The sequence below is a fragment of the Streptomyces sp. BBFR102 genome (assembly GCF_051397025.1).
GTDB lineage: Bacteria > Actinomycetota > Actinomycetes > Streptomycetales > Streptomycetaceae > Streptomyces.
This window is the reverse complement of record NZ_CP195757.1, coordinates 2,377,786-2,392,387: the sequence shown is the minus strand read 5'-3', so window position 1 is coordinate 2,392,387 and position 14,602 is coordinate 2,377,786. Positions and strand designations below refer to the sequence as shown.

At 74.4% G+C, this 14,602-nt stretch carries 13 protein-coding genes; 5 read left to right on the top strand and 8 right to left on the bottom strand.

What is annotated here, in order from left to right:
* Nucleotide 1: 1 nt before the first annotated feature.
* From ACSLIC_RS10835 to ACSLIC_RS10820, 4 genes are all read right to left on the bottom strand, one after another.
* The gene (locus ACSLIC_RS10835; RefSeq protein ID WP_436737463.1) at nucleotides 2-670 is read right to left on the bottom strand and encodes a hypothetical protein; all 669 of its coding nucleotides are present in this window, start codon (nucleotides 668-670) and stop codon (nucleotides 2-4) included.
* Nucleotides 671-690: 20 nt separating this feature from the next.
* Nucleotides 691-1,230, bottom strand: a complete 540-nt coding sequence (locus tag ACSLIC_RS10830; RefSeq protein WP_436737462.1) for a SigE family RNA polymerase sigma factor — start codon at nucleotides 1,228-1,230, stop codon at nucleotides 691-693.
* 215 nt (nucleotides 1,231-1,445) lie between these two features.
* Nucleotides 1,446-2,498 carry an A/G-specific adenine glycosylase gene (locus ACSLIC_RS10825; RefSeq protein WP_436737461.1) on the bottom strand — a complete coding sequence of 351 codons (1,053 nt, stop codon included), beginning with the start codon at nucleotides 2,496-2,498 and terminating at the stop codon, nucleotides 1,446-1,448.
* Between the two features lie 98 nt (nucleotides 2,499-2,596).
* Nucleotides 2,597-3,349 (bottom strand): phosphatase PAP2 family protein, encoded by a 753-nt coding sequence (locus ACSLIC_RS10820; RefSeq protein ID WP_436737460.1) that lies wholly within the window; start codon nucleotides 3,347-3,349, stop codon nucleotides 2,597-2,599.
* A 356-nt stretch (nucleotides 3,350-3,705) separates the two neighbouring features.
* Here ACSLIC_RS10820 and ACSLIC_RS10815 point away from each other — a divergent pair, with 356 nt between their 5' ends.
* Entirely contained in the window at nucleotides 3,706-4,512 is an 807-nt protein-coding gene (locus tag ACSLIC_RS10815) for a hypothetical protein (RefSeq protein ID WP_436737459.1), read from the top strand.
* Between the two features lie 79 nt (nucleotides 4,513-4,591).
* On the opposite strand, the gene disA is transcribed toward ACSLIC_RS10815, so the two are convergent.
* From disA to ACSLIC_RS10800, 3 genes are all read right to left on the bottom strand, one after another.
* Nucleotides 4,592-5,713 (bottom strand): DNA integrity scanning diadenylate cyclase DisA, encoded by a 1,122-nt coding sequence (disA, locus tag ACSLIC_RS10810; protein ID WP_436737458.1) that lies wholly within the window; start codon nucleotides 5,711-5,713, stop codon nucleotides 4,592-4,594.
* A gap of 170 nt (nucleotides 5,714-5,883) precedes the next feature.
* Complete coding sequence (gene radA / locus ACSLIC_RS10805; protein WP_436737457.1) at nucleotides 5,884-7,302, bottom strand: DNA repair protein RadA; 1,419 nt, start codon at nucleotides 7,300-7,302, stop codon at nucleotides 5,884-5,886.
* Between the two features lie 53 nt (nucleotides 7,303-7,355).
* On the bottom strand, nucleotides 7,356-7,931 hold the full coding sequence (locus tag ACSLIC_RS10800) for a dihydrofolate reductase family protein (RefSeq protein WP_436737456.1): 576 nt from the start codon (nucleotides 7,929-7,931) through the stop codon (nucleotides 7,356-7,358).
* Nucleotides 7,932-8,208: 277 nt separating this feature from the next.
* On the opposite strand from ACSLIC_RS10800, the gene ACSLIC_RS10795 reads away from it, so the two are divergent.
* Nucleotides 8,209-9,906 (top strand): hypothetical protein, encoded by a 1,698-nt coding sequence (locus ACSLIC_RS10795; RefSeq protein WP_436737455.1) that lies wholly within the window; start codon nucleotides 8,209-8,211, stop codon nucleotides 9,904-9,906.
* Nucleotides 9,907-10,382: 476 nt separating this feature from the next.
* On the opposite strand, the gene ACSLIC_RS10790 is transcribed toward ACSLIC_RS10795, so the two are convergent.
* Nucleotides 10,383-11,177 carry a hypothetical protein gene (locus ACSLIC_RS10790; RefSeq protein ID WP_436740339.1) on the bottom strand — a complete coding sequence of 265 codons (795 nt, stop codon included), beginning with the start codon at nucleotides 11,175-11,177 and terminating at the stop codon, nucleotides 10,383-10,385.
* A 148-nt stretch (nucleotides 11,178-11,325) separates the two neighbouring features.
* Between ACSLIC_RS10790 and ACSLIC_RS10785 the strand changes: the two genes are divergently transcribed.
* The 3 genes from ACSLIC_RS10785 (at nucleotide 11,326) to ACSLIC_RS10775 (ending at nucleotide 14,564) form a co-directional block, all read left to right on the top strand.
* Entirely contained in the window at nucleotides 11,326-12,258 is a 933-nt protein-coding gene (locus tag ACSLIC_RS10785; RefSeq protein WP_436737454.1) for a Ppx/GppA phosphatase family protein, read from the top strand.
* 482 nt (nucleotides 12,259-12,740) lie between these two features.
* Nucleotides 12,741-13,592, top strand: a complete 852-nt coding sequence (locus ACSLIC_RS10780) for an NmrA/HSCARG family protein (protein ID WP_436737453.1) — start codon at nucleotides 12,741-12,743, stop codon at nucleotides 13,590-13,592.
* Nucleotides 13,593-13,727: 135 nt separating this feature from the next.
* The gene (locus ACSLIC_RS10775) at nucleotides 13,728-14,564 is read left to right on the top strand and encodes a sugar phosphate isomerase/epimerase family protein (protein WP_436737452.1); all 837 of its coding nucleotides are present in this window, start codon (nucleotides 13,728-13,730) and stop codon (nucleotides 14,562-14,564) included.
* The last annotated feature ends 38 nt before the right edge of the window (nucleotides 14,565-14,602 follow it).

Genomic DNA, 14,602 nt, shown 5'->3' with positions numbered 1-14,602 from the left:
GTCAGGCCGTGGGCGGGTCCTGGCTCCGGGTCGGCGCCGGTCTCGCGCCCAGCGCCTGCGGCGGCTCGGAGGTGACGGTGTTGCTGTAGTCGTTGTGCTGCCGGAACTGCTCGGCGAAGGCGTCGTCCTTCCACCGGTAGGTCACGACCTCCTCGCCCGAGGGGTACGCGACCGCGTCACCCCTGTCGTACACCTGGCGGGTCACCACGAGGTCGCCCCGGTCGATCTCGGCGTAGACGGGGGGCGTCTCGTTACGGAAGACGTTGACGTAGCCCTGGGTGGCGGCGGCTTCCTCGGCCGGCTTGCCCTGCGGGGCGACGCGGTACACGTAGGCGCCGACACCCACGGCGTCGCCGCAGGTCAGCACATTGATCACGAGGTCGGAGACCTTGGCGCCGGTCAGGTCGCCGTAGCTGACGTCGACCGGGTACTCGTCGCCGACACAGGGTTCCAGGTCGCTTTTGACACCCGGGTCGACCTCGGGGTCCGCCTTGAGCAGCTTCACCGCGTCGGCCCGCTTCACCCGGGGCGTCGGGCTCGCCGCGCCGGTGGGTGAGGAGGCGACCGGCTCACTGCGGGCCGGGCCCTCGTCGCGGGTACCGGTGCTGGTCGCGGTACAGGACATGAGGGCGGCCACGAGAAGTAGGGAGGTCACGGCGGCGCAGACCACCGCCCGTGCAGGATGAGCCCTCAGGCCGCGCAACGCTCCTGCTCCTCACGCTCGGGCGCGCGGCTCTCCAGTTCACGCCTCTCCAGCTCCTGGCGGAGCCGGGCGAGCGCCCGGTGCAGCGTGCTCTTCACCGTGCCGGCCGACATGCCGAGGGCAGCGGCGGTTTCCTCAGTGGACATCTGCTCCCAGTGTCGCAGCACCACGACACTGCGCTGCTTCGGAGCCAGCACCTTCAGCACGTCCATGAGCAGGGCGCGGTCGGCGTGCTGCTCGGTGCCGTCGGTGACCGCGGGCTCGGGGAGTTCCGCGGTCGGGACCTCCTGGAGCTTGCGCGAGCGCCACCACTCCGTGCGCGTGTTGATCATGACACGCCGCAGATAGGCGTCGGCCAGCCGCTTGTCCGCTATCAGCTCCCACCGCCGGTACGTGCGCACCAGTGCCGTCTGGAGCAGGTCCTGGGCGTCCACAGGGTCGGGGACCAGCCGGCGCGCGCTGCGCAGCAGCGCGTCCTGCCGTGTGCGGACGTACTCCTCGAACTCCAGCACCTCGTTCTGCGCCACGTCCGCCTCCGCTCCACCCCGTGAATCCCCTGGTCCACCGCACGCCGCCCGGAGTCGGCGGGGTGGTACGGGACGAACCTACGGGCGCGGTGTAACGGCGTTCGGCGCGTGGGGCGGCGGTGGGCGCACAGATGTACGTCGGTTGTGTAACAGCCCTCCGCGCGCCCCTGGAGCGGGGCGGGCGGAGGGCTTGCGTCCGGTCTCGTGTGCGACGGTCAGGAGAGCGGCAGCCGGTACCGCCCGTCGGACAGCGGCTCGACCAGGCCGTCGGCGACCAGCCCGTCCAGCGCGCGGGCCCGCTGCACGGCGTCGTCCCACTCGCGGTCGAGAACCGCCTGCCCGACCGGCGCGACCGCTTCCCGCAGCACCGCGAGGAGCTTGCCGCGGACCTGGCGGTCGGTGCCCGCGTAGCTCTGGCCCCGGCGGGCCGGACCGCTGTGCGGCGGCTTGCCCGCGGCCTTCCAGGCGCACCGGGAGGCGAGCGGACAACGGGCGCAGCTCTCGTTGCGCGCGGTGCAGACCAGCGCGCCGAGCTCCATCGAGGCGGCGGCCCACCGGGCGGCCGTCTCGTCCCGCTCCGGCAGCAGCTCCCGGGCGAGGCGGCGCTCGGCCGCGGTGGTCGCGTTCGGCGGGTACTGCACGCCGCTCACCGCCCGTGCCAGCACGCGGCGCACATTGGTGTCGAGCACCGCGTGCCGCTGCCCGTACGCGAACGAGGCGACGGCCGCCGCCGTGTACTCGCCGATGCCGGGCAGGGCGAGCAGTTGGGCGTGCTCGGCCGGGACGTCCCCGCCGTGGCGTTCGGCTATGGCGACGGCCGCGCCGTGCAGGCGCAGCGCGCGGCGCGGGTACCCGAGGCGACCCCAGGCGCGGACCGCCTCGCCGGGCGCCTCGGCGGCCAGGTCGGCGGGGCGCGGCCAGCGGGACATCCACTGCTCGTAGACCGGCAGGACCCGGTTGACCGGGGTCTGCTGGAGCATGAACTCGCTGACCATCACCGCCCAGGCGCCCGCGTCCGGATCGCGCCAGGGCAGGTCGCGGGCGTGCTGCTCGAACCAGGCGATGACCGGGGTGTGCAGGTCGGCCGCGGTCTGCGGCTGGCCCGCGGCCGGGCGCGGAACGGTGGCGCCGGCCGCGGGCTCGGCGGCCGGCTCGCGGGCCGCCTGGGGGGTGCGGGCCGGTGGGGTGGTGGGGGGAGTGGCGGTGCGGACGGCTTCGGGCCGGTCGGGGGCGGGGGTGTTCGGCATGGGCTTCATCGACGCAGTCATGGCGTTCTCGATCCTGCCACGAGGACCCCGTGCGACACGCGCAGCGGTGCGGCGCCCCGCCGGGGCACCGCACCGCTGGAGTCAGGTCGGACGACCGGTCACCTCACCTGCTCGCCCCCGGCCGAGTGCCGGGGCGCGCCCGGTCCGGCCAGCCACACCATCGCCTCGGAACCCGAGCCGCGCATGGTCACCACCAGCCTGGTGAGGGGTCCGGTGCACAGCCGCACCAGGCCCCAGGCGACCAGGCCGCCGAAGACCAGGCCGACCGCGACGTCGTGCGGGTAGTGCACGCCGACGAAGATCCGCGAGAAGCCCATCAGGATCGCCATCGGCACGGTGAGCCGCCACAGATGGCGCCAGGCCAGCGCCAGGCCGATCGCGGCGGCCCCGGCGATCGTCGAGTGGTTGCTGGGGAACGACCAGTCGCCGTACGGCGGGCAGGGCACCAGTGAGGCGGCCGCGTTCGCCACGGCCCGGCAGGGGCGCTCCTCCTGGATGACCGACTTGAACGCCTCGCTCAGTACGTAGGCGACGCCGGTGACCAGCGGCGCGAGCACCGCCACGGCGGTCGCCTGCGGGCTGAACCGGCGCGAGCGCCACCAGCCGGCGAGGAACAGCGCCGCGAAGACCAGCAGGCCCAGCTCCGTCCACAGCTCGGCGACGTCCTTGGTCCAGGTCGGGGTGGAGTGGGCGAAGTCGAGGATGTCGCGGTAGAGACCGGAGGTCCCTCCCAGGTCGCCCGCCGCGGCGAGGGTCTCACCGGCGGCCTCCCCGGTGCTGTCGCCGGGGAGCGGGGCGGCGTGCGCCGCGGCGGCGGCGGGCGTGAGATCCGGTTCCAAGATGGTATTCATGCCGTCCAAGCTGTCGAGCGGTCCAGGCCGTCCTGGGCGGTTGCGGTCGTCGGGGCGCGGTGCCCGGCCTGCCGGCACCGCCCCGCGCAGATGATTCTCTCGCCGTACATACGGTTTACCGACACCGGTGGTTCCGCCGTAACCCGGCGGTCCGTGCGGCGTGCGTCTCATCGGAGGCCCGGGAACCGTGAATCTGCCCGTACGTGCACGCGTGGTGACTCACCGTCGGCAAGGTGGCTCCGGGTGTGCTCTTCCGGGCCGTGATCGGGTGCCCGGTGGAATGATGATCCGGAAAAGATGCGCTCCGAGCGGCGGGTGGGGCCGGAGACGCGCCTGATCTCTCGTAAGGTTTGGGCGTGGGATCTCTGCGCAATCCGATCGGGCCGCTTCCCTCCTCCATCTACTGGCGACGGAGGGTCGTCCTGCTGTCCGTCGTGGCGGTGCTCGCCCTCCTCGTGAGCTGGCTGGTGGTGTCACTCGGCGGCGGCGGGAAGCGCGACGGAGCCTCCGGTCCCGGCGGCCACAGCCCCGCCCCCTCCATCACTCCCGGCGACTCCCCCTCGGGCCCCGCGATCAGCGAACACCCCGGCGGCCGCGACGAGTCCGACGAGGACGGTACGGGCGGCTCCCGCGACGCGGGCGGCGAGGACGAGGGCCCCGGCGGGGACGCGCCCGGCGCCCAGGACCCCGGGTCCGGTTCCGGTTCGGGCGGGGGAGCGGGCGGCGGCGAGACGACCGGCGAGAAGCTCCCGGCCGGTTCGACCATGCCCAACTGCCCCGCGAGCGCCCTGGAACTGACGCTGAGTTCCGCCAAGAACACTTACGAGCCCGGCCAGAAGCCCACCCTGGTCCTCAAGGCCGAGAACACCTCGAAGGCCGACTGCAAGGTCGACCTGGGGCCCGGATCCGCCGTCCTGACGATCACCGAGACCGGCGGCGACAAGCCTCTGTGGTCCTCCGGGCACTGCCCCGCCACCGGGAGCCTGCTGCTGAAGCTGCCGGCCCAGGGCAGCGTCACCCACACCGTCACCTGGGACCGCCGCGCCAGCGCCGACAAGTGCGCCACCCCGCCGGCGGGCGCGGCCGAGCCCGGCACCTACCTCGCCGAGGCCAAGGCCCCGGGAGCCTCGGCCAAGACCTCCTTCGTCCTCGCCAAGGACTGACCGTCCGGTCCCGGTACGGACAGGAGAGCGCCGCCCCGCGAAGTTCGCGGGGCGGCGCTCTCACCGTGTGAGGCGGCGGTCAGACGTACCGCTCCAGGATCGAGGACTCGGCCAGGCGGGAGAGGCCCTCGCGGACGGAGCGGGCGCGGGCCTCGCCGACGCCGTCCACCGTCTGGAGGTCGTCCACGCTGGCCGCCAGCAGCTTCTGGAGGCCGCCGAAGTGCTCCACCAGCCGGTCGATGATGGCCCCCGGCAACCTCGGCACCTTGGCCAGGAGGCGGAAGCCGCGTGGCGACACCGCCGAGTCCAGCGCCTCCGGCGAGCCGGTGTAGCCCAGCGCCCGTGCCACCACGGGGAGTTCGAGCAGCTCGGTGTGGCTGAGCTTGCCCAGCTCCGTCAGCGCCTCGTCCACCGTGCGCGAACGCTTCGCGGTGGGCTCGGGGACGTAGTCCCGTACGACCAGCTCGCGTTCGGGCTCGACGCCGGCGATCAGCTCGTCCAGCTGGAGGGCGAGCAGGCGCCCGTCGGTGCCCAGCTCCACCACGTACTCGGCGATCTCGGCGGCGATCCGGCGGACCATCTCCAGCCGCTGCGAGACGGCCGTGACGTCGCGGACCGTCACCAGGTCCTCGATCTCCAGCGCCGACAGGGTGCCGGCCACCTCGTCCAGCCGGAGCTTGTACCGCTCCAGCGTGGCGAGGGCCTGGTTGGCGCGGGAGAGGATGGCGGCCGAGTCCTCCAGGACCCGGCGCTGCCCGTCCACGTAGAGCGCGATCAGCCGCATCGACTGGCTGACCGAGACCACGGGGAAGTTGACCTGCTTGGAGACCCGGTCGGCGGTGCGGTGCCGGGTGCCGGTCTCCTCGGTGGGGATGGTCGGGTCGGGGACGAGCTGGACTCCGGCGCGCAGGATCTTGGTGAGGTCCTTGTCGAGGACGATGCCGCCGTCGAGCTTGCACAGCTCGCGCAGGCGGGTCGCGGAGAACTCGACGTCCAGCACGAAGCCGCCGGTACACATCGACGCGACGGTCTTGTCCCAGCCGAGCACGATGAGCCCGCCGGTGTTCCCCCGCAGAATCCGCTCCAGTCCGTCCCGCAGCTGGGTGCCGGGGGCGACGGCGCTCAGCGAGGCGCGCATCAGCGCGTCGGCAGCGGGTCCGCCGGACTTGCCGGGGGCCGTTGCCCGGTCATTGGCTGCCACTGCACTCCTCCGGTCGCGGGTTTGCCTCTGCCGCACCGCCCTGGTCGCGGCCCGTCGGGCCAGGGGACCGCAGCCCCCGAGGCCACAGCTCCACCGGCGCGGCCGACCAGGTCACGGCGCGTCCGGACCGTACGACGACTCCTGCCGGACCGGCGAGACCTGGCAAAAGTCTACCGGCGCTCCTCCGCCTCCTGGGGGCTCGCCGGGCTCTGGGCCCGGCGACGGCGCGGCAGGACCCGCAACGCGTCCCCCATGTCCGCCACTTCGACCACCTTCATGCCCGGCGGCACCTTCCCCGGATCGGCCGGTACGAGGGCGTGCGTGAAGCCCAGCCTGGCCGCCTCCGCGAGCCGCCGCTGCACGCCCGTCACCCGCCGGACCTCGCCCGCCAGGCCGACCTCGCCGATCGCCACCAGGTTCTTCGGCAGCGGGGTGTCGCTCGCCGCGCTCGCCAGGGCCAGCGCCACCGCCAGGTCGGCGGCGGGCTCGGAGAGCTTCACGCCGCCGACCGTCGCCGAGTAGATGTCCCGCTTGCCCAGGGCGGTGATGCGCCCGCGCTGCTCCAGCACCGCCAGCATCATCGAGACCCGGGAGGTCTCCAGGCCCGAGGTGGTGCGGCGCGGAGAGGGGATCTGCGAGTCGACCGTGAGCGCCTGGACCTCGGCGACCAGCGGACGGCGGCCCTCCAGCGTCACCGTCAGGCAGGTCCCGGGGACCGCCTCGGCACGGCGGGTCAGGAAGAGCCCGCTGGGGTCGGCGAGGCCGGTGATGCCCTCGTCGTGCAGTTCGAAGCAGCCGACCTCGTCGGTGGTGCCGTAGCGGTTCTTGACGCCGCGGACCAGGCGGAGCCGGGCGTGCCGGTCGCCTTCGAAGTGCAGCACCACGTCGACCAGGTGCTCCAGCAGGCGGGGGCCGGCGATGGCGCCGTCCTTGGTGACGTGGCCGACCAGGAGCGTGGACATGCCGCGTTCCTTCGAGGCGCGGATCAGCGCCCCGGCGACCTCTCTGACCTGCGCCATGCCGCCGGGCGCGCCGTCGATCTCGGGGGAGGCGACGGTCTGTACGGAGTCGAGGACCAGCAGCGAGGGCTTGACCGCGTCGAGGTGGCCGAGGACGGCGGAGAGGTCGGTCTCGGCGGTGAGGTAGAGGTGGTCGCTGAGCGCGTTGATCCGGTCCGCGCGCAGCCGGACCTGGCTGGCCGACTCCTCTGCGGTGACGTACAGCGTGCGGTGCTCGTCCGAGGCGGCCTTCGCGGCGACGTCCAGCAGCAGCGTGGACTTGCCGACGCCCGGCTCGCCCGCGACCAGCACCACGGCGCCGGGCACCAGACCGCCGCCGAGTACCCGGTCCAGCTCGGGCACACCGGTCGGGCGGGCCGTCGCCTGCCTGCCGTCGACCTGCGCGATGGGCAGGGCGGAGCTGGTCACCCGCCCCGGGGCGGTGGTGCGGACGGCGGGCGCGCCGTACTCCTCGACCGTGCCCCACGCCTGGCACTCGGGGCAGCGGCCGAGCCACTTCGCCGCCTGCCAGCCGCACTCGGTGCACCGGTAGGACGGCCGTTCCTTGGCGGATTTCGTACGGGCAGCCATGGGCCCACCGTAGCCGCGCCCGCCGACACTCCCTGCCGCGCGGCCACGGACGGCTATCGCCGGACCCGGAACCGCAGGTGCGTCACGCCCGGCGACATCACCACCTGGAGCCGCTCCAGCTGGACGTGGACGCCCTCCAGGTCGTCGAAGAGGCGGGTGCCCGAACCGAGGATCACCGGGGTCAGGCTGACGCACAGCTCGTCGACGAGGCCCGCGCGCAGCGCCTGCTGGACCGGGGAGGCGCCGTGCAGCACGATGTCCTTGCCGCCCGCCAGCTCCCCGGCCCGCTCCAGCGCCTCGGCGATGCCGCCGGTGACGAAGGTGAACAGCTCGGGGGCGCCGACCTCGTCGGGCTTGGGCGGGGAGTGGGTGAGGACGACGCAGGGGGTGGTGCCGAGCGGGCCCGTGGCCGTCCCCTCGTACGGGGCGTAGCCGTTGCGGCCCATGACGACGGCGCCGGTCCGGCCACGCATCCCGGTGAGGAGGACCCGGTCGCTCGGTGCCATCGGTTGGTCCAGCCAGCGGTGCAGCACCTCCCCGCGCTCGCCGAGTGGACGCTCGCGGGTGGGGCCCGGGCCGGTGACGAAGCCGTCGAGTGACATGGAGATGCCGGAGGCGATGTATCCCATGACTGCCCTGACCCGGATGGGGCGCGGGGCTCATCGGTCCCGCCGGAACTTTTTTCCGGCCCCTGCCGGGACCGCATGGTTTCGGCCATTCCCGAACGGGGCCCGGGGGGACTGGCGGGGCGCCTCCCCGGCGCGTTCGCGAAAGCCGGAAATGAGCCGCCCAGCGGGTTGAAACCTCATCCCCTGTCCCCTTATGAGGGATCTCTTCACCCGTAAGGATGAAAGGCGTTCAAGCTGGCGGAAGGTTACGCCGAACGCGCCTACGGTCGTCCGGGTGATGAGCAGCAGGACCGATCGCCCCACGCACCCCACCGGCGCGCCCGGGGTGCACCGCGCCCCCGCCCTCCGAAAGGCCGGAAAGCTCGCCCCGGTCGCCGTCACCGCCGCCGAGGGCAGGGGCGACGACGCCCATCTGGACGGCCTGTTCACCTACTGCCTCTCGATCCTGCACGACCACGACCTCGCCCACTGCGCCCTGGCCGAGGTGGTCGCCCTGGCCGCCCGGCACGGCTCCCGCCCCGCCCGCGGGCCGGCCGGCCGCCGCGCCTGGCTCTACGCCCTGGCCCGCTGGGTCTGTCTCCGCGAACTGGCAGAGGCGCCTGCCGGGCGGCCCCCCGCACACGCCGCCCGCCAGCCCCGCCGCGCCGCCGACGGGCGGTGCGCCGCCGAACTGGCCCGGCTGGCCTGGCCGGAGGCCGCCGGGACCAGGCCCGAGCAGCGCGAGGCCCTGGAACTCTCCGTCCGCCACGGCCTGGTCCCCGAGGAGATCGCGGCCGTGCTCGGCACCGATCCCGCCGCCGCCCGGACCCTGCTCGCCGCCGCCTCCTGCGAGGTCGAGCGGACCAGGGCCGCGCTCAGCGTCGTCGAACGCGGCACCTGTCCCAGCGTCGCCCGGCTCACCGGCGACCGGCGGGTCCTGCTCAGCGCGGCCCTGCGCACGGAACTGGTCCGGCACGTCGACGACTGCCCGCGCTGCCGCCGGGCCGCCGAGCGGGCCGAGGCCGCCGCTCCCTGGCCCGGCACCGCCCGTCCCGTCCCCGGCCCGCTGCCGCTGGTCGCCCCCGACCGGGCCGCGCTCGCCGCCGTGTTCCCCGCCGGGGCGCGGCCGCACCGCGCGGTCCGGGCCGCCCCGCGCTTCAACCGCGAGGGCTTCCCGATGGACCCCCGGGCCCGCGCCGCCCGGCGTGAGCGGATGCGGGCCCGCGTCGTCACCACCACCCTGGTCGCCACGGTCGTGGCCGCGCCGTTGCTCGCCCTCTGGGCGGCCTGCCGGGCCGTGCCCCAGACCGGCGAGGCGGAGGGCGGTCGGCCGATCGCCGCCAGCGAGAGCGGCGACCCCGAGTCGAGCCACGGCCCCGGCTCCGACGGCCACCACGAGAACACCGGCAGCGCCCGCCCCACCGGTCGGCCCGACGTCTTGGTCGAGGTCACCGAGCCCGGCGTAGCGCCCGAGGGCTCGGTCCACGGCCCGCTCGCCGTCGAGGCCCGGCACACCCGCGAGGGCACCCTCATCATCCTCACCGCCACCGGCGCGACCCCCGTCGACTGGACCGCGCGCGCGGGCTCGGCCTGGCTTCGACCGAGCCGCACTTCCGGCACGCTGGCCCCAGGCGAAACGGTCATGCTCCGGGCTCTCGTCGACGCCGACCGCGAACCCCGCGGCCAGTGGAGCGCCCGCATCGCCATCGGCCCGCACGGAGCGGTGGTCACCGTCCGGGGATACGGCTCCACCCCCGGACGCCCCGGCCCGCCCGGCGTGCCCGGCCCGGGCACGAGCCCGCCGGGGCCCAGCGAGCCCGGACCGACCGACTCCGGCACCCCGAAGCCGACCGACCCGGGCCCCACCGATCCGGGGCCGACGGACCCCGGGCCGACCGACCCGGGCCCCACGGACCCGGGTCCGGTCCCGTCCCAACCGCTCCCGTCGGAGCCGGAGCCTTCGGAATCCGGGCCGTCCGAACCGGGGAGCGGGTGAGGCGCCGCGACGGCGTGCGCCTCAGCGGTCACGGCGAGCCTCGCCGGGAAGCCGCCCAGGGAGGTCCTGACCGGAGACCGAGGAGACCAGGGCACGCCAAGAGCGGGAGCGATGACGGACCGCCGCACGGGAAGGGCGAGACCGCCGTCTTCCTGAGGGGAGCGCTGGAGCACTGCTCGTGACGGTTCACGCACCGGGCATGCCGCAATGCGGGACCTGGGTGGCCCTCGTCGGCGCCGTGGTGGGCGGGGTGGTCGTGATGTGCGGCGAGGACGGTGCTCCCGGCCCTCCGGCGCTCGGGGGTCCGGCGTCGGGAGCGACCGGGTGGCGCTGCTGGCGGAACCGCTGGCGGCGGCTGAGGCCGAGACCGGGCGTGCTGCCCGATCGGCCTCCCGCCCCGCCACGCCGAGGGGTGCGCCGGTCCGAACCGCTCCGCGTGACGGCCCCGCCACGTCCGCCGGGCGGGCCCGGACCAGCTACCTGCCCACGCCCGGATCAGCCGGATGCGGCGCCACCATCGGCAACTGCGAGGCGAGGCGGGCCTCGCAGAGTTCGGCGAGGCGGTCGTAGCCGTCCTTGCCCATGAGTTCGCGCAGCTCCGGGGCGTAGCTCACGTAGACCGGGTCGCCCCCGCCGTGGGCCGAGGTCGCCGAGGTGCACCACCAGTGCAGGTCGTGGCCGCCCGGACCCCAGCCGCGCCGGTCGTACTCGCCGATGGACACCTGGAGGACGCGGGTGTCGTCCGGGCGGTCGATCCACTCGTAGGTCCGGCGGACCGGGAGCTGCCAGCAGACGTCCGGCTTGGTCTCCAGGGGTTCGCGGCCCTCGCGCAGCGCCAGGATGTGCAGCGAGCAGCCGGCGCCGCCCGCGAAGCCCGGGCGGTTCTGGAAGATGCAGGAGCCCTGCCAGCGGCGGGTCTGCCGGTCGCCGTCCTCGTCGTCCTCCTGGGTCCAGCCGGATTCGGTGCCGACGTCGTGGTGCTGCCAGATGTCGGGCGTGAGCCTTGCCACATGGCCGGTCACCCGCTCTTCGTCCTCCTCGTCGGAGAAGTGGGCGCCCAGCGTGCAGCAGCCGTCGTCGGCCCGGCCCGCCTGGATGCCCTGGCAGCCGCTGCCGAAGACGCAGTTCCAGCGGGAGGTCAGCCAGGTCAGGTCGCAGCGGAAGACCTGCTCGTCGTCGGCCGGATCGGGGAACTCCACCCAGGCGCGGGCGAAATCGAGCCCCTGCTCGTCCGGGACCCGCTCGTCTCGCGCGCCCTTGCCCGCCTTCACCTTGCCCTTCTTCTCCCGGACCGGTGCTTCCGCCGCCCCGGCGGGGTGGGCGTCCTTCGGCTTCTTCGTCTTTGGCACGTTTCCAGCCTATGCGGGAGCCGGGCCGGCCGAGGACCGTGCGGGGCCGAGGGGCAGTAGCGTTCCGCGCATGAGACTCGGTGTCCTCGACGTGGGTTCGAACACGGTGCATCTGCTGGTGGTCGACGCCCGCCCCGGCGCGCGCCCGCTGCCCGCGCACTCCCACAAGACCGACCTGCGCCTCGCCCAGCTCCTTGACGAGGACGGCGCGATCACGCCGGACGGTGTCGAGCGGCTCGTCGCGAGCGTCCGCGAGGCGTTGGCCGCAGCGGAGGACAAAGGCGTCGCTGAGCTGCTGCCCTTCGCCACCTCGGCGGTGCGGGAGGCGGCCAACGGCGAGGAGGTGCTGGCCCGCGTCCACGAGGAGAGCGGGGTCGCGCTGCGGGTCATCTCCGGCGAGGACGAGGCACGCCTCACCTTCCTCGCCGCCCGCCGCTGGTACGGCTGGTCGGCCGGGCGGCTGCTCGTCCTCGACATCGGCGGCGGCTCCCTGGAGATCGCCTACGGCACGGACGAGGAGCCGGACGTCTGCGTCTCCCTGCCGCTCGGTGCCGGGCGGCTCACGGCCGGGCGGCTGCCCGGGGACCCGCCGGACACCGAGGACGTACGGCTGCTCCGCAAGGACGTACGCACGCAGCTGGCCCAGGTCGTCGGCGAGTTCAGCCGTTTCGGTGCGGCGGACCGCGTGGTCGCCACCTCGAAGACCTTCAAGCAACTGGCGAGGCTGGCCGGGGCTGCCCGCTCCGCCGAGGGGCTGTACGTCCAGCGCGAGCTGAAGCGCAAGTCGCTGGAGGAGTGGGTGCCCAGGCTGGCGGCCATGCCGGCCGCCGAGCGGGCGCTGCTGCCCGGCGTCTCGGGGGACAGGGCGGCCCAGCTCCCGGCGGGTGCCCTGGTCGCCGAGGCGGCGATGGACCTCTTCGGCGTGGAGACGCTGGAGATCTGCCCGTGGGCGCTCCGCGAGGGCGTCGTCCTCCGGCATCTGGACCACCTGCCGACGCGGTGACTGCGGGGCGGCCGCCGATGCGCGCCGACCCGCGCGCCCCGGTGACCGGCCGTGGCCCGTGCACACGGCACGCACCGGGTGCGTCACGCACACCGCGCACATCCAGGCCCCCACCTTCGCCAGCACTCCCGCCACCGCCGTCGGCCCGGTCATCGCCACCACAGCCCCGCCCCCCGCTCACCCAGTGCGCCACGCCCGCCCGTGACCAGGCGGTTCGAGGTGGTCATGCCCGGCTCCACCTGCCCCACGCAGGCGCACGGGTGTGCGAATCACGGAGCGGTGTGCGCCCCCATGGGCCCCGCAGGTCTCGCGCGCCCCACGCGCCCACTCCGTCCGGGCGCCGAGTCATCCCCGCTGGACGAGGTTGACGGCCCGCGCAACGGGAACGCACATAACGAGAACGGACATACGAGGCGTAACGCCATGTTCGTTCCCGGACCCACACGGAGACCGACGCTCACCCCCGTCCCAGGAGGCGACTCATGACCATCGCGGTACTCGGCGCCACCGGCGGCCAGGGCGGTGCGGTCATCGCCGCGCTGCTGCGCACAGGGCACCAGGTCAGAGCCATGGTGCGGGACCCAGGCAGCGTCCGGGCCCAGGTCCTCGCGGGTGCGGGCGTCTCCATCGTCGAGGGCGACCTCACCGACACCGAGGCCCTGACCACGCTCTTCCGCTCCACCGACGCCGCCTTCGCGGTCACCACCCCGTTCCCGGACGGCATCGACGCGGAGAAGGAGCAGGGCGCCGCCATCGTCCGCGCCGCCGAGCGGGCGGACCTGCCGCACCTGGTCTTCTCCTCCGTCGCCGGAGCCGACCTGCACACCGGCGTCCCGCACTTCGAGACCAAGGCGCACACCGAGCGCCTCCTCGCCGTGGCCGACGTGCCCTCCACCGTCATCGCCCCCACCTACTTCTACGAGAACGCCCTGCGCCTGACCGGCGAACTCGAAGCCGGGTTCCTCGCCCTTCCGCTCGCCCCGGAGACCAGGCTCCAGCAGATCGCCCGCCACGACCTCGGCCACGTCGTCGCCGCGATCGTCACGGCTCCCGGCGCGTGGACCGGCGAGCGGATCGAGCTGGCCGGCGACGACCCCACGGGGCCGCAGATGGCCGCCGCGATCGGCGCCGCCGCCAGCCGCGAGCTGGCGTACCGCACCAGCCCGCTGGACGCGATCCGCGAGGCCGACCCGGACATGGGCGCCATGTGGGCCTTCCTCGCCGAGCACGGCTACGACGTCGACATCCCCGCCCTGCACGCCCGCTTTCCCGGCGTCCCCTGGACCACCTACGCCGACTGGGCCGAGTCCCAGCGCTGGCCCGAGGAGCGCTGACCGTGCCCCGCCGACCGGCCCGCGCCGCGCCCCCGTACGCCGCGCGCACCCCGCCCGTACCGGTCCGCGGTGAGGTGGCGCACCCCGTGCCCCCGTCCCAGGCCGCGCGCCGGTGGCCCCGTTACGCTGTTCCTCGTGGCAGAACCAGTGGTGCGCATCCCCGATGCGAAGGTCGCCCTGTCGACGGCCTCGGTCTATCCGGAGTCGACGGCGACGGCCTTCGAGATCGCCGCGCGCCTGGGCTACGACGGCGTCGAGATCATGGTCTGGACCGACCCGGTCAGCCAGGACGTCGAGGCGCTGCGCAGGCTCTCCGACTACCACCGGATACCGATCCTCGCCGTCCACGCCCCCTGCCTGCTGATCACCCAGCGCGTCTGGTCCACCGACCCGTGGACCAAGCTCCAGCGCGCCAAGTCCGCCGCCGAGCGGCTCGGGGCGTCGACCGTCGTCGTGCATCCGCCGTTCCGCTGGCAGCGGCACTACGCCAAGGACTTCGTCTCCGGCATCTGGCGGATGGCCGACGAGACGGACGTCCGCTTCGCCGTCGAGAACATGTACCCCTGGCGCTACCGCGACCGCGAGATGCTCGCCTACGCGCCCGACTGGGACGTCACCAAGGACGACTACCGGCACTTCACCGTCGACCTCTCGCACACCGCGACCGCCCGCGCCGACGCCCTCGACATGGTCGACCGGATGGGCGACCGCCTCGCCCACCTCCACCTCGCCGACGGCGGCGGCTCCCACAAGGACGAGCACCTCGTCCCCGGCCGGGGCACTCAGCCCTGCGCCGAGACCCTGGAGCGCCTCGCCGCCCGCGGTTTCGACGGCCACGTCGTCATCGAGGTCAACACCCGGCGCGCCATGTCCAGCGCCGAACGTGAGGCCGACCTCGCCGAGGCGCTCGCCTTCACCCGCCTCCACCTGGCCGCCACCCCGTCGCCGCCCCCCTCCGGCCCCGGCCGGTGACACCGGACGCGAGCCGCCGTCGGGGACGCCCTTCCCCG

Excerpts from the sequence above, each read along its gene's own strand:
- ACSLIC_RS10825 (WP_436737461.1), bottom strand. The coding sequence starts at position 2,498 with ATGACTGCGTCGATGAAGCCCATGCCGAACACCCCCGCCCCCGACCGG.
- ACSLIC_RS10780 (WP_436737453.1), top strand. The coding sequence starts at position 12,741 with ATGACCATCGCGGTACTCGGCGCCACCGGCGGCCAGGGCGGTGCGGTC.
- ACSLIC_RS10820 (WP_436737460.1), bottom strand. The coding sequence starts at position 3,349 with ATGAATACCATCTTGGAACCGGATCTCACGCCCGCCGCCGCCGCGGCG.
- radA (WP_436737457.1), bottom strand. The coding sequence starts at position 7,302 with ATGGCTGCCCGTACGAAATCCGCCAAGGAACGGCCGTCCTACCGGTGC.
- ACSLIC_RS10795 (WP_436737455.1), top strand. The coding sequence starts at position 8,209 with ATGAGCAGCAGGACCGATCGCCCCACGCACCCCACCGGCGCGCCCGGG.
- ACSLIC_RS10800 (WP_436737456.1), bottom strand. The coding sequence starts at position 7,931 with ATGGGATACATCGCCTCCGGCATCTCCATGTCACTCGACGGCTTCGTC.
- ACSLIC_RS10785 (WP_436737454.1), top strand. The coding sequence starts at position 11,326 with ATGAGACTCGGTGTCCTCGACGTGGGTTCGAACACGGTGCATCTGCTG.